The following is a 26,999-nucleotide window of genomic DNA, read 5'->3' on the forward strand; positions in this document are numbered from 1 at the left end:
ATGTCTGCCGATGTGAAATTTTCACTGCTCGGCATATACGCGATCCAACCGGACTCTTAACAAGGACCTTTGGCGTCAAAGCGGGCATGTGCCACGTGCATCGCCCATGCACCCTCCACAGGATGGTCACCTCCGTTATGATTCGGACGCCGGTTCGGGGGAATCCAGGAGACCTGGGGGTCTGGTGACGCGTAAGGCTGAAACCGAACGCAAATTTCCGCCCAAGCGAACAAATCCGGTCGAGTCCGATCTGGCCGCCGTCAGCTCCGCAGCCCCCAGTCCGAGGATCGCTTCCGTCCTGGTCGTCGTGGTCTTCTCCGGCTATCTGCTCATGCAGCTGGTGAACGTCCTCGACTCCGCCCCCGGGGGCGTCGAGTTGCTGACGTGCGCGGCTGTCCCTCCTGTCCTCGCGGCGCTCCAGTACGTCCACTCAGCACCCCACCGGGCCGTCCTGCGCAGCCGGGTGCTGCCGTGGAGCCTGGTGCTGCAGGCGGTGCTGACGTTCACTCCGCTCGTGGCCTTCGGGTGGCACTGGGGCGGTATGGCGGGGTTCCTCGCCGGGTCGTTGCTGCTGCTGTTGCCGTCGGTCGCGGGCTGGACGACGTTCGGTCTGACCGTGGCCGCGGTGGTGATGGTCTCGGCGATCCAGTCGCTGGGCTTCGTGAACATCGCCTACATGGGCGTCTCGACGGCGCTGACCGGGCTCATCATCTTCGCGGTGGTCCGCCTCGCGGGGCTGGCCACGGCGATCCACGAGTCCCGCGACGAGCTGGCGCGGATGGCGGTGGCCAGGGAGCGGCTGCGGTTCGCGCGCGATCTGCACGACCTGCTCGGATACAGCCTCTCCTCCATCACCCTCAAGAACGAGCTGATCTCGCGGCTGATCGACAACAATCCGCAGCGGGCGCGGGAGGAGGTCGCCGAGGTGCTGACCATCTCGCGGCAGGCTCTCGCCGACGTACGGGAAGTGGCGCGCGGCTACCGGGACATGTCGCTGCTGGTGGAGGCGGAGTCGGCGCGGTCCGTGCTCAAGGCGGCCGGCATCGACGCCCGTATCGATGTCTCCGTCACCGGGCTGTCGTCCACGGCCAACACGATCCTGGCGACGGTGCTTCGAGAGGGCGTGACCAACGTGCTGCGCCACAGTCAGCCCAGCAGCTGTTCCATCACCACCGCCCTCGACGTCGAGGAGTCCTGCGTCGAGCTGGAGATCGTCAACGACGGGGTGGGGGCGGGCAGCGCGGTCCCCACCAGCACGGTGTCCAGCGGCACGGGCCTCGGCAACCTCGCGGCCCGGGTGGCGACGGTGGGGGGCGGCCTGCGGGTCGGGGCCGAGGAGACCGACCCACCCGGCGTGTTCCGCCTGGTCGTCCGGGTGCCGGTGCACGCGACGCCGGGCGCGGAGGCGACGTCGGGTGTGCGGACGGTGTCGCGGTTGACGGTGTGAGGAGGCTTGCGCGTCAGCGCAGGTTCAGCTCCCGGCGCAGGCGTAGTTCCAGTGGCGTGAGGGGAATGTCGTCGCGCAGCCGCTCGGGGTGACCGGGCGGGGGCCCGGCCATCCGACACGGACGCCGGCCTCCGTCGCCCCGGTCCCCGAGGCCACCGTGCTCACTGCTGAGGATCAGCTTCATCTGATCGTCGGGCAACGCCACCCAGCACGCCCCGTAGGCGACCAACGCCCGGTACACCCCCAACACCCCACGCACCAACGGCCCCCGTCTCCGGCCCATCCCTCCACCCCTCCGTCCCTGTACGCGCGGCGGCACCGCCCGGCACGGCCCGTCCGCACAAGCTCCGCCGCCCCGCTCACGTACCGCTCGAACCGGACTCGACCGAGCCCCTGAGCGCGCCCGACGGCGATGGCTCGGCGCACGGGCCCGCAGTCCCCCCAGGGGCGCGGGGAACTGCGCGAACAACCACAGCGAGCCCGCAGCCGCCACGCCAGCCCCAACCCCAAGCCCGCACACGAGCACGCACCGCTCGAAAACTCCAGCACTCCTCAAGCCCCGCCGCGCAGACTCGTGCCGTTTCCCCCTGAGTCGGTGTGGGCCCTCGTGGCGTGGTGGGAGGAGTGAGGGATGACCAGCTCGGCTTCCGGCGTCGTGGCGTGGGCGCCATGACCAGGGGGGAGCCGGTGTGGTGGAGCGGGGGGCTGGACGGGCGGCGGCGGGTGCGGCCGTTGGTCGTGGTCGTCGCGGGGGCGCTCGGTGAGGCGCGGGAGCAGGTGCCGTTGTTGAGCCGACTCGTGCGGCGGGGGTACGCCGTCGTCGCCGTACGGGCGCCCGGGGAGCTGAACCGGGCCGAGCCTGACGACCTGTTCGTCTCCCGGATCGTCGATCGGTACGCGCACCGTGCCCTGACCGAGCGCACCTGCCTCATCGGCTTCGACTTCGGCGGGCGGCTCGCGCTCGGCGCCGCCCTGCGCGACGAGCGGATCAGCGTCGTGCAGCTCGTCGGCGCACCCGTGGCCCGTCTCTTCGACGAACCGGAGCTGCTGCTGTCGCTGCCCGGCGGCGACCTCGACGCGCTCGTAGAAATCACCGGAGCCGCCCACCGCGAACTGCTGCCCGAGGCGCTCAGCGGGCTGGCGCTGCGCCCGGAGGAGTTGTACGCGCTGAGCGGGCTGGTCCGCGTCGCCTACGCCGCCGACGACCCGCTCACCCCGCCGCAGGACCTGGCTCTGCTGAAACTCACGCTGGAGCGCAGCGAGTTCCGCGCCTTCGCGGGCGGAGCCGGGACCACCCCGTCGGGGCGGGCGCTGCGCCGCTGGCTGGCGGACGGGGTGGCGCAGCGGCCGCCCTCCCCGTTCCGCGCGTTCCTCACGACCCCGTGAATCTCTGAAGCCCCGCAAAAACCTGCCAAAAAAACGCTCCCTCGACTACCGGTCGAGGCCCTCTCCAGCCCGGAGGGGGACCGTGCCGGGGACTGTCCTTAGCGACCCCTCTTCACGCCCTGGGGTGACCATGTACGAACACGACGACATCATCGCCGCCGTCACCGGCCGCGACACACAATGGCAGCCCGACCGGCTGACCCGGGTGCGCTCACGGATCGCCGAGATCGAGGACGGCCTGGGCGACCCGTGGAACCCCGACAACCCGATGGGGTTCGACGCGGTCCTCGACTCGGACCGGACGGGACAGACCTCCGCGGTCGGCATCCGCCGCTTCCAGAGCCTCGGCATGCCCGCCGAACTGGTGCCCGAGTCGCTCGGCGGCCGTATGGCCGGCGCCGACCTGCTCGGCCTGGTGATGCGGCCCTTCTTCCGGCGCGACCCGGCGCTGGCCTTCAGCCACGGCTTCACCCCGTTCCTGGGGGCCCAGATGGTCTGGCTCAACGGCGACACCCGCCAGGCCGGCCGGATGGCCGGGGTGATCCTGCGCGGCGGCACGGTGGGGGTGGCCTGCCAACGCTTCGAGCACGAGAGCGAGTTCCACGCCCAGGAGTACACCGCCGCCTGGAGCGACGACGGCATGCTGCGGCTCAACGGCCGCAAGAACGCCATCAACAACGCGCACACCGCGGAACTCATCATCGGCTTCGTCAAGACCGGCGACGGCGAGACCGACTATTCGATCCTGATGTTCGACCCGGCGACGGTGCCGCCCGCGAGCGTGCGCGCGCTCGGCCGGCACCGTACGACCGGGGTGCGCGGGGTGCAGGCGGCGGGCCTGGAGTTCGTCAACTGCCCGCTGCCCGGCGAGTCCCTCGTCGGCACGTGGGGCGACGGTGTCGCGCTGAGCCTGCGCGCCTACCCCGCCGTACACGCCGTGTTCCCCTCGATGACGGTCGGCCTCGCCGACACCGCGCTGCGGGCCGCCGTACGGGCCGCGCAGGAGCGGGAGTTCGGAGGTCCCGCCGGGGACGCCTCCGCGCGTTCGGCGATCGCGGGCACCTTCGCCGACCTGCTGATCGCGGACTGCCTGTCGCTGACGGCGAGCCGGTCCGTGCACCTGCTGCCGGACCAGTGCGATGTGCTGACGGCCGTCACGAAGTACATCGTGCCGAAGATCGTCGGCGAGGCGCTGTACGACCTGTCGGCGGTGATGGGGGACGCGTTCCACGCGGAGAAGGGCCACAACGCCGTCTTCCGCAAGCACATGCGGGACCTGTCCACGATCACCTTCGGGCACGTCAGCAGCGCCATCTGCCAGTCGGTGATCGCCCCGTACCTCCCGGCGCTGGCACCCGGCATGCCCGCGGCGGCTCCGACGCCCGCCGACCTGTTCCGCCTGGAGGTGCCGCTGCCCGCGATGGACGGCGAGCGGCTCGCCCGGTTCGGCGGCGGCGACGGTCTGCTCGACTACCTCGACCAGGCCGCCGAGCGGCTGCCGGACGCGCTCACCGGGCAGGACCACGCCGGTCTCGTACGTGAGCTGGTCGCGGGGCTGTGCGCCGAGGCCGCCGAGATCCGCCGGGAGGCGGGGCGGCTCAGCGGCTCGGACAGCGGGTTCCTGCTGGACACGCACAGCTTCCCGCTGAGCGAGCGGTACGCGCTGGTGCTGGCCGCGTCGGCCTGCGTCGGTGTGTGGCTGAACGCGGGCGCGGGCCCCGACGCCTTCCTCACCGACCCGGCGTGGCTGGCGCTCGCCCTGCACCGGCTGCTGCGCCGGGTGGGCCGTTCCGTGCCGGCGCTGCCCCGTGCGGTGGAGGGGCAGCTGTGCGACGAGGTGCTGGAGCGGGTGCGGGAGCCGCGCAGCCTGGACCTGATGGGCACCGGGTGCGCGGGATGAGCACATCGACGCACGGCGGCCCCCGGCCGCCCCTGCCCCCGCCGAGCCGGGTCGACGGGCCCACCGGGCCGTGGGCCCGGCTCCTGCACGACCTGGACACCGTGGGCGTCGGCCTGGTGCACGCCTCGTTCGCCGCCTGGCGCCCACTCCTGCCACCGGAGGAGGAACGCCGCTTCCTCCTCGGCCGGGACTGGGCCCGCTACAGCAAGCTCACCGGCGAGCAGATGCGCGACCGGTTCCTGGCCACCCGGCTGCTGATCCGGCACACGGCGGCGGTGGCCCTCGGCACGGAACCGAACTCGCTGGAGCTGAGCTACGGCCTCAACGGCCGCGTGCACCTGCGCGGTTACGACCAGATCGACGTGAGCCTCAGCCACACCGGCGACCTGCTGCTGTGCGGGATCACCTCGCTCGGCGTCATCGGCGTCGACACCGAGCCGCTGACCCGGCGGCTGAGCGGGCGGGACGTGGAGACCCTGATGTGCACGGGCCCGGAGCGGCTGCGGCTCACGGCGACGCCGGACGAGGAGCGCAACGGGCAGCTGCTGACGCTGTGGACGCTGAAGGAGGCGTACAGCAAGGCGCTGGGGCAGGGGCTGCGGTTCCCGTTCACGGAGTTCGGGTTCCGCAGGGAGGCGGGGCCCGGGCCGGCGGGCGACGCCGAAACGATCCTCCTGGAGCGTTCCGACGGCACGCCCGTCGCCGACGACACCTGGCGCTTCGCCACGTTCCCGCTGCCCACGGGGCACCTCGTCGCGCTGGCGCTCCAGGACATCCGGCGCTCGGGACAGCCCGACACCCGGGCCGGGACGGCTCTGAACCGGCAGATCCTCGCCGCCATCGGCTCGCTGGGCAGCTGACCTCGGCCCCTTCCACCCCGGCTCGAGGTCATGTCGAGCCCGCCCCGCCACTCTGAAGGTGCCGGCGAGACCGCTTCGGGACCTGGGGCGGGGCTCGTCGGAGGCGCCCGGGCCGGGACAGAGGGCCACAAGCCGGCTGTCCCGGCCCCAAGGGGGCCTGTCTCCGCTTCTCTTCCGAACCGCCCAGGGCCGCAGGCCCTGTCGTCTCCATCCCGCCGTCCGCCGCGAGGGCGTCCCGGCACCGCGATCGAAGTCCCCCGGATCGCGTATCCCCGACACCCCGCCGGGCCCCGCCCCGAGGCGGACGGCGGGGCGGTGACGACACGACCTGACCGCGCCGATACGGACGCACCGCCGTTGGTGAAGGGGTAACTGACGATGGCACAACTCACCCTCCGGGATCTCGGCGAGATCATGCTCGAGTTCCACGACTCCGAGTACCCGAGCCTCCTCGACACGCGCAACCTCGACGTCGTCTTCGAGGACCTGGACTGCGACTCGCTGATGCTGCTCCAGACCACCGGCCGGATCCAGCGGGAGTACGGCGTGGAGCTGGACCGCGAGCGCATCGCCGCCGCGGACACCCCGCGCGCCCTGCTCGACCTGGTCAACAGCGCCCTCGCGGAGGTGGCAGCATGAGGCTCAGCGGATTCAGCGAGGTGCTCCCGGGCGAGCCGGTCACCAACCGCGACATGGCCGAGCGCTTCGGACTGCACGAGAAGTGGCTCGACATGATGACGGGGAACCGCACCCGGTACTTCTGCCGGACGGACTCCCCGCCCTCGGTGCCGAAGAGCACCTCCGACCTCGCCGTCGCCGCGGCCACCGCCGCGCTCGCGGACGCCGGGGCCGACGTGGCCTCCCTGGACTTCCTGGTCCTGACCACCGCCTCCCCCGACCACCTGATGCCGGCCACGGTCAACTTGGTCGCCGACCGCATCGGCCTCAACGACGTGCCCACCTTCCAGCTGATGTCGGGCTGCGCGGGCGCGCTGACCGGCCTGTACACGGCCCGCGCGCTGCTGGCGTCCGGGCTGCGCCGGGGTCTGGTCATCGGGGCCGACACCTGCCTGAAGCTGTTCCCGTCCAGCGGCGAGATCGCGAACATGTCGCCGGCCGAGCTGATCAACTTCGCCCTGTTCGGGGACGGCGCCGGCGCCACCGTCGTGGAGGCCGACCCGGACGGCCCCGGGCTGCTGGTCGAGCACCTCTTCCTGCGCACCACGGGCATGGGCCGCAAGCCCGCGCAGATCGCCCGCTGGTTCGGCACGGAGGGCTCCACGGTGACCGAGGGTCCCGACGGGCCGGTACGCGAGCCGTGGGGCGAGGAGGACTACAAGGCCATCGAGCACCATGTGCCCGAGCACGCCGAGACCATCTTCAAGGAGCTGTCGGCTGAGACCGGCTGGCGTCTGGACGAGGTCGAGCACGTGCTGCTGCCGCAGCTCAACGGCGTGATGACCGACGGCATCCGCAAGCGTCTCGGGGTGCGCCCCGAGCAGGCCGTCAACTGTGTCGCGGACACCGGCAACAACGGCAACGCGGTGCCCTTCGTCCAGCTCAACCGGGCCATGAAGCGCATCCGTTCGGGCCTGGGCGTCGGCGGCCGGATGCTGGTGGCCAACGTCGAGTCGTCCAAGTGGATCCTGTCCGGCCTGGCGCTGCGCCACCAGGGCGGAGCGAGTCGATGACCACCGCGCCTCCCCGCCCCACCGCCGGGGACCTGGCGGAGCTGCGGGCCCTGAAGCGCTCCGGGGAGCTCGGCGAGTCAGCCGACCGGGTGCGTACGGTGCTCGGCGCGCTCGGCGATCCCGTCGACCGCGAGGCGGCCGGCGCGCTGCTCGGCGCCCGTGCCGCCCGGGCCGCGCTCGCCGCGTCCGGCGCCTTCACCCCCGTACCCCTGGCGCTGCTCGCGTCCGCGACCGCCGATCCCGTACCGCCCCTGCTGACCACGGCGCTGCTGGCCGAGGGCGTGCAGCCCGACACGGCGACCGCCGGGTTCAACCAGTGGCGGTTCGAGATCCTCACCGGTGCGCCCACGCTGCGGGAGCACGGGCCGGCCGTCACGGCCTGTCTGCTCGACGACAGCGCGGTCTTCGAGAAGGTCACCGACCCGCTGGACGCCGACGAGGTCGTGGCGCGCTGCGCCGCGTTCCCGGCCGAACTCGCCGCCTGGCTCGACGCGTACGACCGCCATGTGGGCACCCTCGCGGTCCTCAACACGGTGCCGTTGGGCGCCGCACGGCGCGACCGGTGGGTCGACTACGCCACGAGGGCGCGGGTGGAGGCGGCCTGGCAGCGGATGAACGCGGCCGTGCTGGACCTCGCCGGGCGGCCGAACACCGTGGTGCTGTCGGCGGACGCCGTGGCCGAGCGGGTCGGCGCGCGGTGGGCGGCCACCGACCGGATGCGGCACATCGCCGCGCACGCGTACGGCCAGGAGTTCCTGGACGCCTACGCCCGCGAGGTCGCCCGGGTGGTCGTCGCCCGGCTGGGGCGCGCGAAGAAATGCCTGGTCCTGGACCTGGACCACACCCTGTGGGGCGGGGTCGTCGGCGACGACGGCGTGGGCGCCCTGAAGATCGGCGGCGCGTACCCCGGCTCGGCCCACCGCGAGCTGCAGAGCCTGGCCAAGGACCTGTCCCGGCAGGGCGTGCTGCTCACCGTCTGCTCCAAGAACGACGACGCGGTGGCCCGCGAGGCGGTCGACACGCACCCCGAGATGCTGCTGCGCACCGGGGACTTCGCCGCGTTCCGCGCCAACTGGGACCCCAAGCCGGGCAACGCGGCGAGCCTCGCGGCCGAGCTGAACATCGGCACCGACGCGATGGTGTTCGTCGACGACAACCCGGCCGAGCGGGGCCTGATGGCCCGGCAGCGGCCCGAGGTGACCGTCGTCGACCTGCCGGCCGACCCGGCCGGATACGCCGCCGCGGTTGCCTCGGCGGGCTTCTTCAACCAGCTGCGGCTGACGGACGAGGACCGGACGCGCGGGGAGATGTACCGGGCGCGCGCCGAGCGCGAGCGGCTGCGGGAGACCGTGACCGACGTCGAGGACTATCTGCGCGAGCTCGGCACCGAGATCACGGTCGAGGAGTACGGGCCGCTCAACGGCGCGCGGATCGCCCAGCTCTTCGGCAAGACCAACCAGTTCAACCTCACCGGCGTCCGCTACGGCGCGGACGAGCTGGCCCGGCGCGTCGACGAGGGCACGGCCGCCTTCTTCGGGGTCCGTGTCACCGACGCGTTCGGCGACAACGGGCTGGCCGGTGCGCTGGCGCTGGTCCGGGAGCCGGACGGGGCCTGGCTGATCGAGAACTTCGTGCTGTCGTGCCGGGTGTTCTCGCGCTCCGTGGAGGACGCGATCGTCGGGCTCGTCCTGCGTACCGCGCGGGACGCGGGCGCCCCCGCCGTGTGCGGCCGCCATGTGCCGACGGCCAAGAACGGCCGTTTCGCGGACTTCTACCCCTCCCTCGGCTTCGCATCGTGGCGGGGCCAGGACGGCGACTTCCGGCACGACCTCACTCAACTCGCCGAGCTGCCCGGATGGGTGCGCATCGGCACCGGCGAAGGGACCTTCCATGCCCCCTGAGGGAACAGCATCCGCCCTGGACGCGGCCGAGCAGACCGTCGTCGAGGCCTTGGCCCAGCTGTTGGACGCCGACGAGGACGCCCTCGGCGCGGACACGCCGCTGTCCGCGATCGAGGGCTGGGACTCGGTCAACGCACTGCGGGTCCTGGTCTTCCTGGAGCGCGAGTTGGGCTCCCCCGTCGACTACGAGCGGTTCGCCGCCGCCGAGTCGGTGGGCGACCTCGGCGCCCTCGTCGCCGACACCGCGGGCGGGGGGCCGTCATGAGCGCACCGGTAACCACCCCGCTGCCGGCGGCGCGGCGGGGGACGTACGTCTTCCTGGAGGAGGCCCGGCGCACCGCGCACGTCTACCTGCTGGCCGAGGTCGACGCGAGCGCGCTGCGCGCCACGCGCGCCGCCGCCGAGCGGCCCGCCTCCTACGTGAGTTACGTGGTGAAGGCGGCCGCCGACGTCCTCGAGAAGTACCCGGAGGCCCGCGCGGTGTTCCGGGGCGGCCGCGCGCCGCGGCTGAGTGTCCAGCCGTCCGTGCACGCGAAGGTGCTGTTCGACAAGACCGCCGACGGGCAGCGCTGCGTGGCCTCCGGCACCGTGCCGGACGTCCAGGACAAGGACGTGGACGGCGTGCAGAGCGTCATCGACGTCTACAAGAAGGCCCGGATGGAGGACCCGGACGGGCCGTTCGCCAAGGTGCGGGGGCTGCAGCGGCTGCCGCTGCCGGTGTTCCGGCTGCTGTACCGCGTGATGACGCGTGATCCGGCACGGCGGGCGCTGCTCCAGGGCACCTTCGCGGTCACGTCGATCGGCCACGAACCGGTCGGCGCGATCCTGCCGTTGATCTCCGGAACGCTCGGTTTCGGCGTCGGTAACATCGCCGACGCCCCCCGGGCGCGGGCGGGCGAAGTCGTCGTCGCGCCCGTCTTCACCCTCTCGCTCGTCTTCGACCACCGCGTCATCGACGGCGCGATGGCCGCCGAAATCCTCGCCGGCGTCAAGAACCGGCTGGAGAACTGGGAGCCGGCATGACCGACCACACCAACCCCACCCCGGCCGACAGCGCGCCGGCCGAGACCGAGGTCCTGATCATCGGGGGCGGCCCGGCCGGCTCCCTGCTGGCCACACTGCTGGCCCGGCGCGGCATCCGCAGCGTGCTGGTGGAGAAGCAGACCAACCTGGAGCGCAGCTTCCGCGGTGAGACGATCGCCGCGCCCTCCGTGACGTCGCTGAACCGCCTCGGCTTCGGCCCGGCGCTGCGCGCGCACGGCTTCCTGGAGACCACGTCGGTCACCACGATCGCCGAGCAGCGCGAGGTCCTGCACGTCGACTACCGCAAGTTCGCGGGCCAGCCGCTGCCCATCGACATCCCGCAGCCGTCCCTGATCCGCATCTTCAACCGCGCCGCCGAGGAACTCCAGGGCTACGTCTATCTCTCCGGCTGGGCCTTCTCCTCGCTCATCGAGGAGGACGGTGTCGTCCGGGGTGCCGTGCTGAGCCGCGGTCGCGGGGAGCGCGTCTCCGTGCGGGCGCGGATCGTCATCGGGGCCGACGGACGTTTCTCCAAGGTGCGCAAGGCCTCCGGTCTGGCCGCCGACATCCAGCCGATGTCCCGGGACTTCCTGTCGTTCAAGCTGCCGCGGCCGCCGGAGTGGGGCAGCGCGGCGCAGCTCGTCATCGAGCGGGACAAGCACCTGGTGATCCTGCCGACGTTCCCGGACACGCTGCGGGTCGGGCACAACCTGCCCAAGCGGGGTCTGGGCGAGCTGCGCGCGGCCGGGTTCGAGTCGTTCAAGCGGGGCATCATGGCGATCTCCCCGCAGCTCGCGCCGCTCGTCGACGAGCATCTGCGCTCCTGGGACGACACCGGCTTCCTGGAGATCTTCACCGCGGAGATGGAGCAGTGGGCGCGTGACGGCCTGCTGCTCATCGGGGACGCCTCGCACACCGCGACTCCGATCCTCGGGCAGGGCGTCAACCTCGCCATGCAGGACTCGATCACGCTGGTGCCCGTGCTCGCGGCGGCGCTCGGCCGGGGCGGCCCCGAACGGGCCCTCACCAAGGCGGAGTTCGACGACTTCGTGGCCACCCGGCGTGCGCACAAGCTGCACGTCACCGGCTTCCAGCGGATGCAGGAGGCCAACCTCGCGGTCGGTGACCCGCGCGGGGTGAAGCTGCGCCGGCTGAAGTTCCGGCTGCTCAACGCCTTCCCCGGCAAGTACCGGGTGTTCAACAAGGTCATCAACGCCCAGCACGCCATCGACGACGTCGACCTCGCCCTCGCCCGCACCGGCGGGCCGCGCGCCGTGGACGCCGCCGACCCGAGCCCGTACGAGGTGAGCGCGCATGAGTGAGCAGCACATGACCGCCGAGGAGGGGCGTCCGGCGATCGCCGTGGTCGGTATGGCTGGCCGCTTCCCGGGCGCGCCGAGCGTCGACGCGTACTGGCGGCTGCTGACCGCGGGCGAGGAGGCCGTACGGCCCGTGCCGCCGGAGCGCTGGGACACCTCCGCGCAGCTCGACCCGGTCAAGAAGATCCCCGGTGTGGCGGCGCTCCTGGACGACGTCGACCAGTTCGACCCGGGCTTCTTCGGCATCTCGCCCCGCGAGGCCGAGGACCTCGACCCGCAGCAGCGGCTGATGCTGGAGATCGGCTGGCTCACCCTGGAGCACGCCGGCATCCAGTCGGCTTCCGTGCGCGGCAGCCGCACCGGCGTGTACGTCGGCGCGCTGTGGCACGACTACCAGTCCACCCGCAAGGAGCGCGGGGTCCCGACCACCCAGCACACGGCGGTCGGCAACGCGCTGGACATCATCGCGGCCCGCATCTCCTACTTCCTCGGGCTGCGCGGCCCCAGCCTGGTCGTCGAGACCGGCTGCTCCTCCGGTCTGGTCGCCCTCGACCTGGCGGCGGGCGCGCTGCGCTCCGGAGACATCGAGGGCGCGTTCGTCGGCGGGGTGAACCTGATCCTCGCCCCGGACAACTCCATCGGGCTGACCCACTTCGGCGGTCTGTCTCCGGACGGGCACTGCCGGGCGTTCTCCGCGCAGGCCAACGGGTTCGTGCGCGGCGAGGGCGCGGTCGGCGTCTGGCTCAAGCGCCTCGACAAGGCGATCGCCGACGGCGACCGCATCCACGGCGTGATCGTCGACAGCGCCGTCAACAACGACGGCGGCGGGCACAGCCTGGTCTCCCCCAACATCGACGCGCAGTCCGAACTCCTGCGCCAGGTCTACGACCGGGCCGGCGTCCCCCTCGACAAGCTCGCCTACGTCGAGGCGCACGGCACCGGCACCCTGCGCGGCGACCCCATCGAGACCGAGGCCCTGGGCAGCGCCCTGGGCCGGACCCGCCCCGCCGGGTCGGGGCCGCTGCTGATCGGCTCCGCGAAGACCAACATCGGTCACCTGGAGGCGGCGGCCGGGCTCGCCGGTCTTGTCAAGACCGTGCTGGCGCTGCGTGAGCGGCACATCCCGCGCAGCCTGCACGCCGAGGAGCTCAACCCGAGGATCCCGTTCGGCGAGCACAACCTGAAGGTCGCGACGGAGCCGGTCGACCTGCCCGCCGACGGCACCGTGTACGCGGGCGTCAACTCCTTCGGCTGGGGCGGCACCAACGCCCACGTCGTGCTGCGCACCCCGCCGCCGCACGAGCCGCCCGCGGTCACCCCGCCCGGCGCCCTGCTGCTGCCGCTGACCGCGCACAACGACGTCGCGCTGCGCCGCCGCGCCGAGGACGTGCTCGCCGGCCTGCCCGAGGACGCCGACGGCGTCGTACGCCTGGCCGGAACCCTCGGCAACGAGCGCGACCACTTCCCGGCGCGAGCCGCCGTCACCGCCGGTGACGTGGCCGAACTGCGGGAACGGCTGGAGCAGTTCACCCAGGACCCCGCCGCCGAGATCCCCGGCGTGGTCACCGGCCGGGCCAAGGACCGCGGCCGGATCGCGTTCGTACTGCCCGGGCAGGGCTCGCAGTGGGCCGGCATGGGACGCCGGCTGTACGCCGAGTCGCCGCTGTTCGCCCAGGTCATCAAGCGCTGCGCGCGGGCCCTGCGGCCCCACTTCCCGTGGGACCTGGAGGGCATCCTCTCCGGCACGTCGGGCGACGAGTGGCTGGAGCACGTCGAGATCATCCAGCCCACCCTGTGGGCGATGTCCATCGGCATCGCCGAGCTGTGGCGGGCCGCGGGCGTCGAACCGGACGTGGTGGTCGGGCACAGCCAGGGCGAGGTGACCGCGGCGACCATCGCCGGGCACCTGTCGTACGAGGACGGGGCACGGATCATCGCCCTGCGCAGCGCGCTCGCCAAGCGCACCGCCGGACGCGGCCGGATGCTCGCCGTGGACCTGGGCATCGAGGAGGCGCGCAAGGCGCTGGACGGCTTCGAGGACAGCGTCTGCCTGGCCGTCAACAACGGCCCGTCCTCCTGCGTGCTGTCCGGCGACACCGACGCGGTGCTGATGCTGCGTGAACTGCTGGAGGCGGACGGCACGTTCTGCCGTCTGGTCAACGTCGACTACGCCTCCCACTGCCACCACATGGACGAGCTGACGGACGAGCTCGTCGAGGTGCTGGCGCCGATCACGCCCCGTCGCGGCACGGTCCCGCTGATGTCCACGGTCGTCGGCCGGGAGGTCGGCGGCGAGGAGCTCGACCCCGCCTACTGGGCCGCCAACCTGCGCCGCCCCGTGATGTTCGCCGACGCCATGACCAAGCTCCTGGACGCCGGTGTCACCCACGTCGTCGAGATCAGCCCCCACCCGGTGCTGAGCCCGGCCGTGGAGCAGCTGGCCGCGACCCGGGAGACCCCCGTGGCCGTGCTGACCAGCCTGCGCCGTGAGGAGGGCGCCCTCACCGACTTCACGCGCGCCCTGGCCCGCGCCTACACCGAGGGCCTGGCCCCGTTCGCCGCGCTGCCCGCCCGGGCGGGCGCGCGTGTGCCGTCGTACCCCTGGCAGCGCTCGCGCTTCTGGCTGCCGGAGGGCGGGCGGCGCGGCGGCGGGCCGAGCGGGCTCGGCTTCGCGTTCACGCCCGCCGCGACCGAGCAGGACGTCCACGAGGGCCGCACCGAGCTGTCCCTGGCCGACCTGCCGTGGCTGCGTGACCACCAGGTGTACGACGCCGTCGTGCTGCCCGGTGCCGCGATGCTCGCGCTGGCGGTCGCCGCCGCCCGCGCCCGCACCGGCGAGAACCCGGCCGCGCTGCACGCCGTACGGTTCCGCAGCGACCTCACCCTCACCGACGAGCCGGCCCGGCTGGGCGCGGTGTGGCGCGAGGACGGCACCGACTCGGCGGGCTTCACGCTGTCGTCGCTGCCGACGGGCGCGGACGGCTGGACGCGGCACGCGAGCGCGCGAGTGGGCTCGGGTGCCGTGGAGATACCGGGGGTGTCCGGTCTGCCGGAGGGTGCGCGGGAGGTCGCCCCCGAGTCGTTCTACGCCGACTGTGCCGCCCGCGGCCTCAACTACGGGCCGGCCTTCCGGGGCGTGACCGCCCTGCACGTCGGCGCGGACCAGGCGGTCGGCACCGTACGGCTGCCCGACTCCTGCCTGGCCGGGGTGCGCCCCGGTGAGCTGCACCCCGCGCTGTGGGACGCGGCGCTCCAGGTCACCCTCGCCCTGGTGCCGGGCGGCACCACGGTCGTGCCGACCGCCGTGGCCCGGGTCGACTACGCCGTCGGCCGGGACGCGTCCGTGACGGCCGTGACCGCGCACGCCCACCGCACCGGCGACGGCACCTTCGACCTGGTCTGCCACGACGACGAGGGCCGCGCCGTGCTGCGCATGGCGGGCCTCGCCTTCCAGGCCATCGACACCGCCGACGAGCGCACGGTGGACCCGGCGCGCCTGCACCGCTTCGAGTTCAGGGCCGCCGAGGAGGTCACCGCGGCCTCGGGTGCCACGGGGCACTGGGTGGTGTACGACGGCGCCGGCACCGGCGGTGCCCTGGCCGCCGCGCTCACCGCCGAGGGCGCCTCGGTCACGCTGCTGACCGCCGCCGACCGGCTGCGCGAGGTGGAGGACCCGGACGCGCTGGTGTTCCTCGCGCCGGGCGCCGAGCGCGGGCTCGACGCCCAGCGGGCCGGGCTGCTCACGCTCGCCGAGGCGGTCCGGGCGGCCACCGCGCTGCCGGTGCCGCCGCGCACGGTGGTCGTCACCGACGGCGCCCAGAGCGTGGCCGCCGACGAGACCCCCGACCCGGGGGCCGCGCTGTACTGGGGCTTCGGCCGCGTGCTGCGCCGCGAGCACCCGGAACTCGCCGCGTCCCTCGTCGACGTGCGCACCGCGGGCGACGACTGGGCCGGTCCGCTGGCCCGGTTGCTGCTGTCCGCCGACCCCGAGGACCAGACCGTGCTGCGCGGCGCCGAGCGCCATGTGGGCCGGGTGGTGCGGGGCGAGGAGGAGGAAGCCGTCACCGCGTCGGTGCCCTGGGCCGGTCCCGCGCAGCCGTTCCGGTTGCGGCCCGACGGGTCGGGACTGTGGGAGGGGCTGGCGTTCCGTCCGCTGGGACGCCGGGCGCCGGCCGCCGGAGAGGTCGAGGTGGCGGTCGAAGCCGCCGCGATCAACTTCATCGACGTCATGAAGGCCATGGGCACCTACCCCGACCAGTCGGCCGGTGCCGGGCTGCTCGGCGGCGAGTGCGCGGGCACCGTGACCGCCGTCGGCCCCGGGGTGACCGGGATCGCGGTCGGCGACCGGGTCGTGGCCTGCGGGTTCGGGGCGCTCGCCTCACACCTGACGGCACGCGCCGAACACGTCAAGCCGCTCCCGGAGGGCCTGACGGCCGCGCAGGCCGCCGCCCTGCCCCTGGTCACCGCGACCGCCTGGTACGCCCTGGCGGACACGGCGCGCGTGGAGGCGGGCGAGACGGTGCTGATCCACTCCGCCGCCGGTGGGCTGGGCCTGGCGGCGATCGGTGTGGCCCGCGCCCTGGGCGCCCACGTCATCGCCACCGCGGGCACCGAGGAGAAGCGGGCCCGGCTGCGGGAGATGGGCATCGAGCACGTCCTGAACTCCCGTGCCCTGTCCTGGGCCGACGAGGTCGAGCGCATCACCGGCGGTCGGGGCGTGGACGTCGTCCTCAACTCGCTGGCCGGCGCGGCGATCGAGCGGGGCCTGGCGGTGCTGGCCGAGGACGGCCGGTTCGTCGAGGTCGGCAAGCGGGACATCTACGCCTCCCGCACGGTGAGCCTGCGCACCTTCGCCAAGGGCACCAGCTTCGCCGCCGTCGACGTGGCAGGGCTCATCACCCGGCGCCCGGCCCGCTTCGCGCGGATCCTGGACGCGGTGTGGCAGCGGGTCGCCGACGGCACCCTGCCGCCGCTGCCGGTGACCGAGCACCCCTTCGCCGAGGCGCCCGAGGTGCTGCGCTCCATGGCGCGCGGTGAGCACACCGGCAAGCTGGTGCTCACCGGGCCCGCCGAGGTCACCTCCGTCACCCCGGAACCGCTGCCCGAGGGCCGCCTGCGTCCCGACGCGAGCTACCTCCTCACCGGCGGCCTGGGCGCCCTGGGCCTGTCCCTCGCGGAGTTCCTCGCCGACCGCGGCGCCCGCAGCCTGGTCCTGCTGGGCCGCTCGGCGCCGAGCACCGAGGCCGAGCGCCGCATCGAGGAACTACGGCACCGGGGAACCGAGGTCACCACGCTCTCCGTCGACGTCGCCGACCGTACGGCGCTGGCGGCGGCCCTGGACACCGTGCGGGCCGAACTGCCGCCCTTGCGGGGTGTGTTCCACGCGGCCGGTGTGCTGGACGACGCCACCGTGGGCAACCTGACGGAGGCTCAGCTGGCGAAGGTGCTGGCGCCGAAGGTGGACGGGGCGCGCAACCTGGACGCGTTGACGGCTGAGGACCCGCTCGACGTGTTCGTGCTGTTCTCCTCCGTCGCCGGGCTCGTCGGCAACCCCGGGCAGGCCGGGTACGCGGCGGGCAACGTGTTCATGGACGCGCTGGCCGAGGCCCGGCGCAGGCGCGGGCGGCCCGGACTGGCCGTCCAGTGGGGTCCGTTCGCCGACATCGGCCTCGCCGCCGACGAGGCGATCCGCGGTGAGCGCCTCGCCGACCACGGCATGTCCGGGTTCACCGCGGCGGAGGCCTGGGAGGCCCTCGCCCATCTGCTGGACGGCCCCGGGCGTGTGGTGTCGTACGTCCCGCTGGACGCCCGGCACTGGTTCGACGCCTACCCCGAGACGGCGGCCCAGCCCAGCTGGGGTGTCGTCGCCGAGCTCGCCAAGGACGGCGGGAGCGGCTCGGGCGGTGGCGAGGAGTTCCTGGGCCGGCTGCGGGAGGCGGGCGACACCGAGCGTCCCGAGCTGGTCGAGGGCAAGATCCGGGAGCTGGCCGGGCGGGTGCTGCGGCTCGAGGCCGATTCGATCGACCGTGAAGCCCCCTTCAAGTCCCTTGGGCTTGACTCGTTGATGAGCCTGGAGCTGCGCAACCGGCTGGAGGCGGCGTTCGGAATGAAGCTGTCGCCCACGCTCCTGTGGACGTACGGCAGTACCGCGGCCCTCGCCGGAATGCTCACCGGGCGCCTCACCGGCCCCGACGATCCCGTACGGAACTGATCCCGTGGGGATCTGACACACCGGGCCGGGCGTCGCCGAAACAGGGCGGCGCCCGGTTCCGCTCCCGGCCCAGACGAAGCAACCACTGCCGATCGCGAGGGACTTCTTGTGACCAGCACACCGACCCATGAGACTCCGGCCGGCCGGCAGTCCGGCGCCGGGCGCAGCACCGCCACCCCGCTCAGCCGGGCGATGGACACGATCAAGAAGCTGCGCGCAGAGCTGGAGGAGGCGAAGGCCGGCTCGGCGGGCGGCCACGGCGGCCCGCTGGCCGTCGTCGGCGTCGGCCTGCGGCTGCCGGGCGGGATCGCCGACCTGGACGGCTACTGGACCGCCCTGTCCGAGGGTCGCGACCTGGTCCGCCCGATGCCCGCGCACCGCAAGGAACCCTTCGCTGCCGACTGGGAGTCGCTCCCGCACCGCGGCGGCCACCTCGACGACGTTCTCGGCTTCGACGCCGCCTTCTTCGGCATCAGCCCCCGCGAGGCCCGCAGCCTCGACCCACAGCACCGGCTGCTCCTCGAGGTCGCCTGGGAGGCGCTGGAGGACGCAGCCCTGCCGCCCCGCGCGCTCGCCGAGGCCGGGCGGCGCACCGGGCTCTACGTGGGCGTCACCGGCCAGGACTACCGCGACTGGCAGCCCGCCGGCCAGGAGGACGCCTACTGGCTCACCGGCAACGGCCACTGCTTCGCCGCCGGCCGGCTCGCCTACACCATGGGCCTGATGGGCCCCGCGGTCGCCGTCGACACCGCCTGCTCCTCCTCCCTCACCGCCGTCCACCTCGCCGGGCAGGCACTGCGCCGCGACGAGTGCGACGTGGCCCTCGCGGGCGGCGTCAACCTGATCCTGTCGCCGCGCTCCACCCGGCTGATCCAGCAGACCAACTCCCTCGCCCCTGACGGTCTCTGCAAGACCTTCGACGCCCGCGCCAACGGCTTCACCCGCGGCGAGGGCTGCGGTGTCGTCGTCCTCAAGCGGCTCGCCGACGCCCGGCGCGACGGCGACCGGATCCACGCCGTCATCCGGGGCAGCGCCGTCAACCAGGACGGCCGTTCCTCCGGCTTCACCGCGCCCAACGTCCGCGCCCAGATCTCCCTCATCCGCGCCGCCCTCGACGACGCCGGCCTCACCCCCGACGCCATCGGCGCCATCGAGGCCCATGGCACCGGCACCGCCCTCGGCGACCCCATCGAGGTCGAGGCCATCGTCACCGCCCTCGACCGCTCGACCGGCGGCGCCCCTCTGCGCATCGGCTCCGTGAAGACCAGCCTGGGCCACCTGGAGGCCGCCTCCGGCATCGCGGGTCTCATCCGCGGTGTCCTGTCGGTGAAACGGCGCGCGATTCCGCCGGTCGTACACCTGCGCACCCTCAACCCGCGCATCGACCTCGACGGTACGGGCATCGAGATCCCCCGCGAGACGGTCGCCTGGGACGCCGACGACACCGGCCCGGGCAGCTGCCTGGGCGTCAGCTCCTTCGGCATGAGCGGCACGAACGCCCACGTGGTCCTGGGCCCACCGACGGCGGCGGAGCTCGCCGCTTCACCGGGCTCGCCCGCCGTCGCCGGCTTCGAGCTGTCCGCCCGAAGTGAGGACGCGCTGCGCGGCTGGGCGGGCCGCCTGGCCGACGGCCTGGAGGGGTTGCCGGGCGAGGAGTACGCCGCCTTCGCGTACACGGTGACCCACGGTCGCGCCCGCCATGACGTACGGGCCGTGGTCGACGCCGGAAACCCGGAGAGCGCGGTGCGTGCGCTTCGGGAGCTGGCCGAGGGCGGCACGCCGGAAGGGGTACGGCTCTCGCAGGGCGCCCCGGACGCTCCGGCCGACCCGACGACGGCGGAACTGCCGCGCGCGGTGGCCGACTTGCCGGCGTATCCGTGGGAGCGGGTGCGGTATGCGCCGGCCCACGTCGGAGAGGGGGCGGGCGCAGGCCTCACGGCTCAGCGGCACGGGGCCACTGCGGACTCCGCGGCCTCCGCCTCCGCGCGGGGGGCCGCCGCGGACGCCGCCGCGGCACAGGGGGCCACCACCGACACCGCCTCGTCCACCTCCGCGCAGGGCGCCGCCACCGACACGGCCTCCCCCATCCACGCGGACGCAGCCGGTGTGACCGGCGACGCCTCCTCCGCCTCGGCCCGGGCCGCCACCGCCGAAGCCCCCTTGCCCACCCTTCACCTCACCTGGACCCCGCGCACCCCGGCCCTCTCCCCCGAGGCCGACCCGGCACGCCCGCTCCTCATCTCGGGCGACGACCCCACCCTCGTATCACTGCTGGCGGACGCCGCGCGCTCCGCCACCGCCCGCCCCGTAGAAGTGCTGGACACCCTCCCCGCCACCGACGCCGAATGGGCCGCCGCCCGCGCCGCGCACCCCGGCGATGTGGTGCTCGCGCTCGCCACGGCCCCCCTGCCCACCGCCCTGGACGACACCGCGCCCACCGCGCACGCCGCCGCACTCGCCGCCGCCGCGACGCGGGCCGTGCGAGCGCTGCCCGAAGGGCCCGGGCGGGTCCACCTCGTGACGGCCGGCGTCCGGCAGGTCACCGGTGGAGACACGATCGTCGCGGGTGACCACGGCGTGCTGCACGGGCTCGCGCCGGTGCTGGCGCTGGAGTTCCCGCGCGTGTGGGGCGGGGTCGTGGACCTCCCGGCCGAGCCGGGCCCCGAGGACGCGGCGGCCGCGCTGGCCGCGGTCGCGGCCGGGGACACCGAGGACCTGCTCGCCGTACGGGACGGACAGACGTACGCGGCACGGCTCACGGCCACCGAGGAGCGGTCGCACCCGCTGCCGGTGCGCTCCGACGGAACGTATCTGCTGACCGGTGGCCTGGGTGCCATCGGCCGGGTCCTGGCCCGCGACCTGACCGCCCGGGGCGCCGGGCACCTGGTCCTCCTCGGCCGCCGCCCCCAGGACGAACTCCCCGCCGAGGCAGCCGAGTTGCTCGACAGCGCCCAGGTGACGTACGTCAGCGCCGACATCGGTGACGGGCCCGCGCTGGCCGCCGCGCTCCGCGTACTCGACGGGCTGCCCCCGGTGCGCGGCATCGTGCACACCGCCGGCGCCATCGAGCGGCTGCCGCTCGCCGAGGCCGGCGCCGACGCCTTCGCGACCGCGCTGCACGGCAAGTTCACCGGCGCCCGCTGGCTCCAACTGCTCACCGCCGACTGGCCGCTGGACTTCTGCGTCCACCTCTCCTCCGTCTCCGCCGTCTGGGGCACCAGCGGCTACGGCGCCTACGCGGCCGCCAACGGCGCGCTGGACGCCGTGGCGGAGCTGGCCGCGGCGGCCGGGCGGCCCGCGAGCAGCGTCGCCTTCGGCCCGTGGGACCTGGACGGCATGGCCGACACCGAGGCCCGCGCCCAGCTCGCCCGCATGGGCGTACACCCGGTCGACGCGACCCGAGGCAGCGCGGCCCTCACGGCCGCGGGCCCGCGGGGCGCCCACGTGGTCGCCTGCGAACTGGACGCCGAGCGGTTCACGACGGTCATGAACGCGGTACGCCCGCGCCCGCTGTTCGACCTGCTGACCGCATCACCTGAGGCGGATGAGGACACGGATGTCACCCCCGGCGACGAGCTCCTCGCCGCCCCCGAACACCGCCGCCCCGCCCTGGTCGCCGCCCACGTCCGAGGCGTCCTCGCCGAGATCCTCGGCCACGACGACCCCGCCGCACTGCCCGAGCGCACCGGCTTCCTGGACCTGGGCCTCGACTCGATCATGGCGGTCGACGCGGCCGCCCGGCTGTCGGAGGTACTGGGCCTCGACATCGGCATCGGCGACATCTTCGGCCACCCCTCCCTGGAGCGGCTGACCACCGAACTCACCGGCCGCCTGTCGGGTCGTACGGCACCCAAGCCGAAGCGGACTCCTGCCCGCCGCCCGGCCGCGCGCCCCGAGCCCACCGCCACCGAGCAGCCCGCCTCCCCCGGGAACACCCCGGAAGCCGAGGCCGACCCCATCGCCATCGTCGGCATGGCCGGCCGCTTCCCCGGTGCCGACTCCGTCGAGGAGTTCTGGTCGCTGCTGGAGGAGGGCCGCGACGGAGTGGGCCCGGTGCCCGCCGACCGGTGGGACGCGGAGGCGCTGAACTCCCCCGCGCAGGGCGGTTTCCTGAGTGACATCCGCCGTTTCGACGCCGGGTTCTTCGACATCCCGGCCCGTGAGGCGGAGAGCCTCGACCCGCAGCAGCGGCTGCTGCTGGAGGCCGCCTGGCACGCCCTGGAGGACGCGTCCTGCGCGCCCTCGGCGCTGTCGGGCAGCCGTACCGGGGTCTTCGTCGGCATCTCCAACTCGGACTACGCCCGGGTCATGGAGGGCGGCGGCCTGGACTCCCTGGACGCCTACTTCCCGACCGGTACCGCCCTGAACGCGGCCGCCGGACGCATCGCCTACTACCTGGGCCTGCACGGTCCCGCCCTCGCGGTGGACACCGCCTGCTCGTCCTCGCTGGTCGCCCTGCACCTGGCCGTGCGCTCGCTGCGCTCGGGCGAGAGCGACCGCGCGCTGGTCGGCGGCGTCAACGTGATCACCGCGCCGTCCTGCTCGGTCGCCGTCTCCCGCGCCCACATGCTGTCGCCGGACGGGCGCTGCAAGACCTTCGACGCCTCCGCCAACGGGTTCGTACGCGCCGAGGGCTGCGGGGTGCTGGTGCTGCGCCGACTGAGCGACGCCCTGCGCGACGGGGACCGGGTCCTCGCGGTCGTGCACGGCAGCGCGGTCAACCAGGACGGCGCCTCCTCCGGCTTCACCGCCCCGAACGGCACCGCCCAGCGCCGGGTGATCGGCGACGCGCTCGCCGACGCCGGGGTCACGGGCGCGGACATCGACTACCTGGAGGCGCACGGCACCGGCACCTCGCTGGGCGACCCGATCGAGCTGGAGGCCGCCTGGGACGTGTTCGGTCCCGGCCGGCGTCCCGGTGAGCCGCTGCTGGTCGGCTCGGTCAAGAGCAACATCGGGCACTGCGAGTCGGCGTCCGGCATGGCCTCCGTGTTCAAGACGGTGCTCGCCCTGCGCCACGGCCGTATCCCGGCCGGGCTGCACTTCGAGACGCCCAACCCGCACGTGCCGTGGCGGGACATGAACCTCCGGGTCGTCGACGGCCGTGTCCCCTGGGCGCCCGGCGACCGGCCGCGCCTGGCCGGGGTCTCCGGCTTCGGGTTCTCCGGCACCAACGCGCACATCGTGCTCGGCGAGGCCCCGGCGACCGAGGCCGCACCCGCGACGGACGGCCAGGGACCGCTGCTGCTGCCGCTGTCCGCGTCCGACCCGGCGGGCCTGGAGCGGCTGACCGCCGTGTGGGAGCAGGCTCTGGAGGGCGCCGACGAGGAGCTGCTGCCCGACCTCGCCGCGACCGCCGCCACCGGCCGCGCCCATCTGCCCGTACGCCGGGCCGTGCTGGGCCGCGACCGCGAGCAGCTCCTCGCGGCCCTGCGCTCCGCGGGCGCCCCGGCCGACGCGGCCACGCGCACGCCCCGGGTGGCGTTCCTGTTCTCCGGGCAGGGCGCCCAGTACTTCGGGATGGGGCGCGAACTGTACGAGACGGAGCCGGTGTTCGGCGCGGTCATCGACGACTGCGACCGCATCCTCGCCCCCTACCTCGGCGACTCGCTGCTGAACCTCGTCTTCTACGGCGAGGACCCCGACGCCGTGAACCAGACCCGCATCACCCAGCCCGCGCTGGTGGCGCTGGAGCTGGCCCTGGCCGCGCTGTGGGAGTCCTGGGGCGTACGCGCCACCGCCGTGATGGGGCACAGCGTCGGCGAGGTCGCCGCCGCGGTCCACGCCGGTGTGCTCAGCCGCGAGGACGGTCTCGCGCTGATCGCCCACCGGGCCCGCCTGATGCAGTCCACCGAGCCCGGCGGCATGCTGTCGATCCCGGGCGACCCGGACACCGTGGCCGCCTGGGCCGAGGAGGCCGGCGTCGACGTGGCCGCGGTCAACGGGCCGCAGTCGGTGGTCGTCGCCGGGACGAAGGACCGCCTCGACGCCCTCGCCGAGCGACTGACGGAACAGGGTGTGCGCACCCGGGCGCTGACCGTCTCGCACGCCTTCCACTCCCGGCTGATGGACCCGGTCCTCGACGAGTTCGAGACCGCCATCGCCCCGCTCGCCTTCCAGCCGCCGCGCATCCCGGTGATCGCCAACGTCACCGGCGCCGAGGCCGACGAGGACACCTACGACGCCGGCTACTTCGTCCGGCACATCCGCCAGGCCGTGCGCTTCCACCAGGGCGCCCAGGCACTTTCCGGCCTCGGCGTCGACGTCCTGCTGGAGGTCGGCCCCGACCGGACCCTGGTCAACCTCGTACGGGCCGCCGGACTCACCCCGGCCGGCGGGGGCGTGCCCTCGCTGCGCCGCGGCGGCGCCGACCGCGCCCAGCTGCTCGGTGCCGCCAAGCACCTCTACGAGCAGGGCCAGGACCTGGACTTCACCCCGATCACCGGCCGTCCCACGAAGAACGCGGCCGCCCCCCGCTACCCCTTCGCGGACACCGCGTACTGGACGCGGGCGACCGGCACCCCGACGGCTGTCACCGCACCGCGCGGCCGCCACTGGGGCGCCGAGCTGAGGTCCCCGGCCCTGACCGGACGCGCCTTCGCCTTCCCGCGCACCGCCGACTTCCCGGCGTACCTCACCGACCACCGCCTCTACGGCACGGTCGTCACCCCGGCCGCCTCGCACCTGGCCACCGTCCTGTCGGCCCTCGGCGGCGACGGCTCGCCCGTCCTCATCCGCGACCTGATCTGCCCGCGCGCCCTCGTCATCAAGGACGGCGAGGAGTACGAGGTCCAGATCACCGTCGACCGGCCGGGCACCGACGGCGACGCCGAACTGTCCGTGCAGAGCCTCCTCGACGCCGAACGCGGCGTCTGGCAGAAGCACATCGGCGGCCGCTGCTCCGCCCCGGCCGTCGAGGACACGCACCGCCCGCGCCCCGCCGACCGCGCCGCCTTCATGGCCGCCGCCGACCGGCACCTGACCCGCGCCGAGTTCTACGACTACTTCCGCGCCCTCGGCTACACCCTCGGCCCGTCCTTCCAGTGGATCGACGAGGTGTGGATCCGCGGCGAGGAGGCCCTGGTCCGCTACCGGATGCCCGAACTGCCCGACGACCCGGCCGACTACGAGCTGTACCCCGGCCTGATCGACTCCTGCTTCCAGTCCATCGCCGTGTTCCTCGTCGACGACGGCGCGATCGAGGCACCGTCCTTGGCGATCCCGTTCGCAGCACACGAACTGTCCTTCCACGGACGGCCGTTGGCCGAGGGCGAGCTGTGGGGCCAGGTGCGAGTGCTGCGCGCCGAGCCGCTGGCCAACGAGCGGCTGCGGGTGGAGACCGCCGACCTGCACCTGTACGCGGTCGACCCGGCCACCGGCGCCGAGCACAGCGTGTTCCGCGCCGACGAGTTCCGCATCCGGCACGCCTCGCGCGCCGTCCTGGAGGCCAGCCTGCGCGGCGACGGCCTGGTCCGCACCGTGGACTGGGCCCCGCTGCCCGACGACGCGGCCGCCCCGCTGTCCGCCCCGCTGTCCATCGCGCTGCTGGGCGAGGCGAACAGCCTCGCGGAGGCACTGACGGCGGCGGGCCACACGGTGGACGTGCACACCGACGCGGTGCCGGACGGCACCGGCGCCGAACTGGTCGTGGACGCACGGTGGTTGGCGCAGGAGGCGGCGGACGCCCGTACCGTGCTGGACGCGGCCCGTGCCCTCGCCGCCACCCTCCGCGCCCTCCCGCAGGACCTGCCCTACGTCCTCCTCGCCGACGGCGGCGCCGCCCAAGCACCCCTGCGTGAGGCCCTGTTCGGGCTGCTGACCTCCCTGGAGGCCGAGCAGGCCGAGCGGCGGCTGACCCGGCTGCGGCTGGACGCCGGCTGGGTGGCCGAAGGGGTCGCCGCGCTGCTGGGCGCCCTGCCGACGGAGACCCGGCTGGCGTACACCGACACCGGAGTCCGCGTCGCCCGGCTGGTCGACGTGCCGGCACAGGCCGCCTCCCGCCGGAGTGCCGGGGGCGCGCTGATCACCGGCGGACTCGGCGCGCTCGGCCTGGCCGTGGCCACGGCGCACGCCGCCCGGGGCGGTGACCGCGTGACCCTGATGGCGCGGTCCGCGCCCGGCACCGTGGAGCAGCAGGTCATCGACAGTCTCGCCGCGTCCGGGGTGCGCGTGTCGCTGGTGCGCGGTGACGTCACCGACCCGGCCGACGTCGCCCGGGCCGTGGCCGCCGCGACCGCCGACGGGCCGCTGGGCACCGTCTACCACCTGGCCGGCGTCAACGCCGACGGCGCCTTCCCGTCGCTCACCGACGAGTCGTACGAGAAGGTCTTCCACGCCAAGGCGCTCGGCGCCGACGTCCTCGCCGACGCGATCGCGGAGCACGACCCGACGGGCGTGGTGCTGTTCTCGTCGGTCTCGGCGGTGCTCGGCTCCGCCGGACAGGCCAACTACGCGGCCGCCAACGGCTACCTGGACGGTCTGGCCGAGGCGCTGCGCGCCCGGGGCCTGACCGCGACCAGCGTCAACTGGGGCCCGTGGGTGCCGGAGGCCAAGGGCGGCATGGCCGCCGCCGCGGCCGTCGAACGGGCCGCGCAGCGGCTCGGCATCCGCTCCCTCACCGACGCGGACGCGGCGATGCCGCTGGCGGTCGCCGCAGACGGCGAGCGGGAGCGGCTGGTCGTGGTCGCCCTGGACCCGGCACGCTACGCCGAGCAGACCGCGGGGCACCCGCGGGCCGCACTGGTCGCCGCCCTGGCGGAGCCGGTGCGCGAGGCGGGCGGACCGCGCAGCGAGGGCGAGCCGGCGGGCTGGCTGCGCGACCGGTTGCGGACGGCCGACGCGGGCGACACCGAGCACGTGCTGCGGGACGCCGTACGGGGCCTCGTCGCCAGGATGCTCGGCTCCGACGACGGGCTGCCCGAGGACGGCTCCGGTGACGCGGAGGGCTTCTCGCAGCTCGGCCTCGACTCGATCATGGCGATCGACCTGCGGGCCGCCCTCGCCCACGCGATGGGCCGGGACCTGCCCGCCACGGTCGCCATCGACCACCCGAGCGTCCTCGCGATGAGTGGCTTCCTGGCCGCCACCGCGGCCCAGGCGCCCGATCCCGCCCCGGCCCTCGCGCCCGTGGCGGTGGCCGCGGCCGCCGAACCGTCCCTCGACTCCCCCCACACCCCCCACTCCCTCGACTCCCTCGAAGACCTCTCCCTCGACGAACTGCTCCGGGCCGTCGACGACGACCTCGCCCAGGACCAGTGAGCA

The 26,999-nt window shown here is 74.1% G+C and carries 13 protein-coding genes; 12 read left to right on the top strand and 1 reads right to left on the bottom strand.

What is annotated here, in order from left to right; translation table 11 throughout:
• Nucleotides 1–184 precede the first annotated feature (184 nt).
• On the top strand, nucleotides 185–1,447 hold the full coding sequence (locus AC067M_RS40690; protein ID WP_478702043.1) for a sensor histidine kinase: 1,263 nt from the start codon (nucleotides 185–187) through the stop codon (nucleotides 1,445–1,447).
• Between the two features lie 13 nt (nucleotides 1,448–1,460).
• Here the strand turns inward: AC067M_RS40690 and AC067M_RS40695 are convergent, their stop codons facing one another.
• Nucleotides 1,461–1,730, bottom strand: a complete 270-nt coding sequence (locus AC067M_RS40695) for a DUF6059 family protein (RefSeq protein ID WP_478702044.1) — start codon at nucleotides 1,728–1,730, stop codon at nucleotides 1,461–1,463.
• A 386-nt stretch (nucleotides 1,731–2,116) separates the two neighbouring features.
• Here AC067M_RS40695 and AC067M_RS40700 point away from each other — a divergent pair, with 386 nt between their 5' ends.
• From AC067M_RS40700 to AC067M_RS40750, 11 genes are all read left to right on the top strand, one after another.
• Complete coding sequence (locus AC067M_RS40700) at nucleotides 2,117–2,833, top strand: alpha/beta fold hydrolase (RefSeq protein WP_478702045.1); 717 nt, start codon at nucleotides 2,117–2,119, stop codon at nucleotides 2,831–2,833.
• Nucleotides 2,834–2,963: 130 nt separating this feature from the next.
• Entirely contained in the window at nucleotides 2,964–4,733 is a 1,770-nt protein-coding gene (locus tag AC067M_RS40705; RefSeq protein WP_478702046.1) for an acyl-CoA dehydrogenase family protein, read from the top strand.
• Nucleotides 4,730–5,593 carry a 4'-phosphopantetheinyl transferase family protein gene (locus AC067M_RS40710; RefSeq protein ID WP_478702047.1) on the top strand — a complete coding sequence of 288 codons (864 nt, stop codon included), beginning with the start codon at nucleotides 4,730–4,732 and terminating at the stop codon, nucleotides 5,591–5,593. Before AC067M_RS40705 ends, AC067M_RS40710 begins: the two co-directional genes overlap by 4 nt.
• A 378-nt stretch (nucleotides 5,594–5,971) precedes the next feature.
• The gene (locus AC067M_RS40715; RefSeq protein WP_478702048.1) at nucleotides 5,972–6,232 is read left to right on the top strand and encodes an acyl carrier protein; all 261 of its coding nucleotides are present in this window, start codon (nucleotides 5,972–5,974) and stop codon (nucleotides 6,230–6,232) included.
• A complete protein-coding gene (locus tag AC067M_RS40720) occupies nucleotides 6,229–7,284 on the top strand; it encodes a 3-oxoacyl-ACP synthase III family protein (RefSeq protein WP_478702049.1) in 1,056 nt (351 codons plus the stop codon). Before AC067M_RS40715 ends, AC067M_RS40720 begins: the two co-directional genes overlap by 4 nt.
• Entirely contained in the window at nucleotides 7,281–9,185 is a 1,905-nt protein-coding gene (locus AC067M_RS40725; protein WP_478702050.1) for an HAD-IIIC family phosphatase, read from the top strand. Before AC067M_RS40720 ends, AC067M_RS40725 begins: the two co-directional genes overlap by 4 nt.
• Entirely contained in the window at nucleotides 9,175–9,450 is a 276-nt protein-coding gene (locus AC067M_RS40730; RefSeq protein WP_478702051.1) for an acyl carrier protein, read from the top strand. The genes AC067M_RS40725 and AC067M_RS40730 overlap by 11 nt, the downstream gene beginning before the upstream one ends.
• Nucleotides 9,447–10,208: a 2-oxo acid dehydrogenase subunit E2 gene (locus AC067M_RS40735; RefSeq protein ID WP_478702052.1), complete on the top strand. Its 762-nt coding sequence runs from the start codon at nucleotides 9,447–9,449 to the stop codon at nucleotides 10,206–10,208. Before AC067M_RS40730 ends, AC067M_RS40735 begins: the two co-directional genes overlap by 4 nt.
• Nucleotides 10,205–11,530 (top strand): FAD-dependent monooxygenase, encoded by a 1,326-nt coding sequence (locus AC067M_RS40740; protein WP_478702053.1) that lies wholly within the window; start codon nucleotides 10,205–10,207, stop codon nucleotides 11,528–11,530. Before AC067M_RS40735 ends, AC067M_RS40740 begins: the two co-directional genes overlap by 4 nt.
• Complete coding sequence (locus tag AC067M_RS40745; protein WP_478702054.1) at nucleotides 11,523–17,738, top strand: SDR family NAD(P)-dependent oxidoreductase; 6,216 nt, start codon at nucleotides 11,523–11,525, stop codon at nucleotides 17,736–17,738. Before AC067M_RS40740 ends, AC067M_RS40745 begins: the two co-directional genes overlap by 8 nt.
• Nucleotides 17,739–17,846: 108 nt before the next feature.
• Nucleotides 17,847–26,996 carry an SDR family NAD(P)-dependent oxidoreductase gene (locus AC067M_RS40750; protein WP_478702055.1) on the top strand — a complete coding sequence of 3,050 codons (9,150 nt, stop codon included), beginning with the start codon at nucleotides 17,847–17,849 and terminating at the stop codon, nucleotides 26,994–26,996.
• The last annotated feature ends 3 nt before the right edge of the window (nucleotides 26,997–26,999 follow it).

It is taken from the genome of Streptomyces sp. NPDC043427 (assembly GCF_056436655.1).

Bases quoted from the DNA above. Each gene is read 5' to 3' on its own strand.
- AC067M_RS40725 (WP_478702050.1), top strand. From the start codon at position 7,281: ATGACCACCGCGCCTCCCCGCCCCACCGCCGGGGACCTGGCGGAGCTG.
- AC067M_RS40745 (WP_478702054.1), top strand. From the start codon at position 11,523: ATGAGTGAGCAGCACATGACCGCCGAGGAGGGGCGTCCGGCGATCGCC.
- AC067M_RS40740 (WP_478702053.1), top strand. From the start codon at position 10,205: ATGACCGACCACACCAACCCCACCCCGGCCGACAGCGCGCCGGCCGAG.
- AC067M_RS40735 (WP_478702052.1), top strand. From the start codon at position 9,447: ATGAGCGCACCGGTAACCACCCCGCTGCCGGCGGCGCGGCGGGGGACG.
- AC067M_RS40710 (WP_478702047.1), top strand. From the start codon at position 4,730: ATGAGCACATCGACGCACGGCGGCCCCCGGCCGCCCCTGCCCCCGCCG.
- AC067M_RS40730 (WP_478702051.1), top strand. From the start codon at position 9,175: ATGCCCCCTGAGGGAACAGCATCCGCCCTGGACGCGGCCGAGCAGACC.
- AC067M_RS40720 (WP_478702049.1), top strand. From the start codon at position 6,229: ATGAGGCTCAGCGGATTCAGCGAGGTGCTCCCGGGCGAGCCGGTCACC.
- AC067M_RS40695 (WP_478702044.1), bottom strand. From the start codon at position 1,730: ATGGGCCGGAGACGGGGGCCGTTGGTGCGTGGGGTGTTGGGGGTGTAC.
- AC067M_RS40705 (WP_478702046.1), top strand. From the start codon at position 2,964: ATGTACGAACACGACGACATCATCGCCGCCGTCACCGGCCGCGACACA.
- AC067M_RS40715 (WP_478702048.1), top strand. From the start codon at position 5,972: ATGGCACAACTCACCCTCCGGGATCTCGGCGAGATCATGCTCGAGTTC.
- AC067M_RS40700 (WP_478702045.1), top strand. From the start codon at position 2,117: ATGACCAGGGGGGAGCCGGTGTGGTGGAGCGGGGGGCTGGACGGGCGG.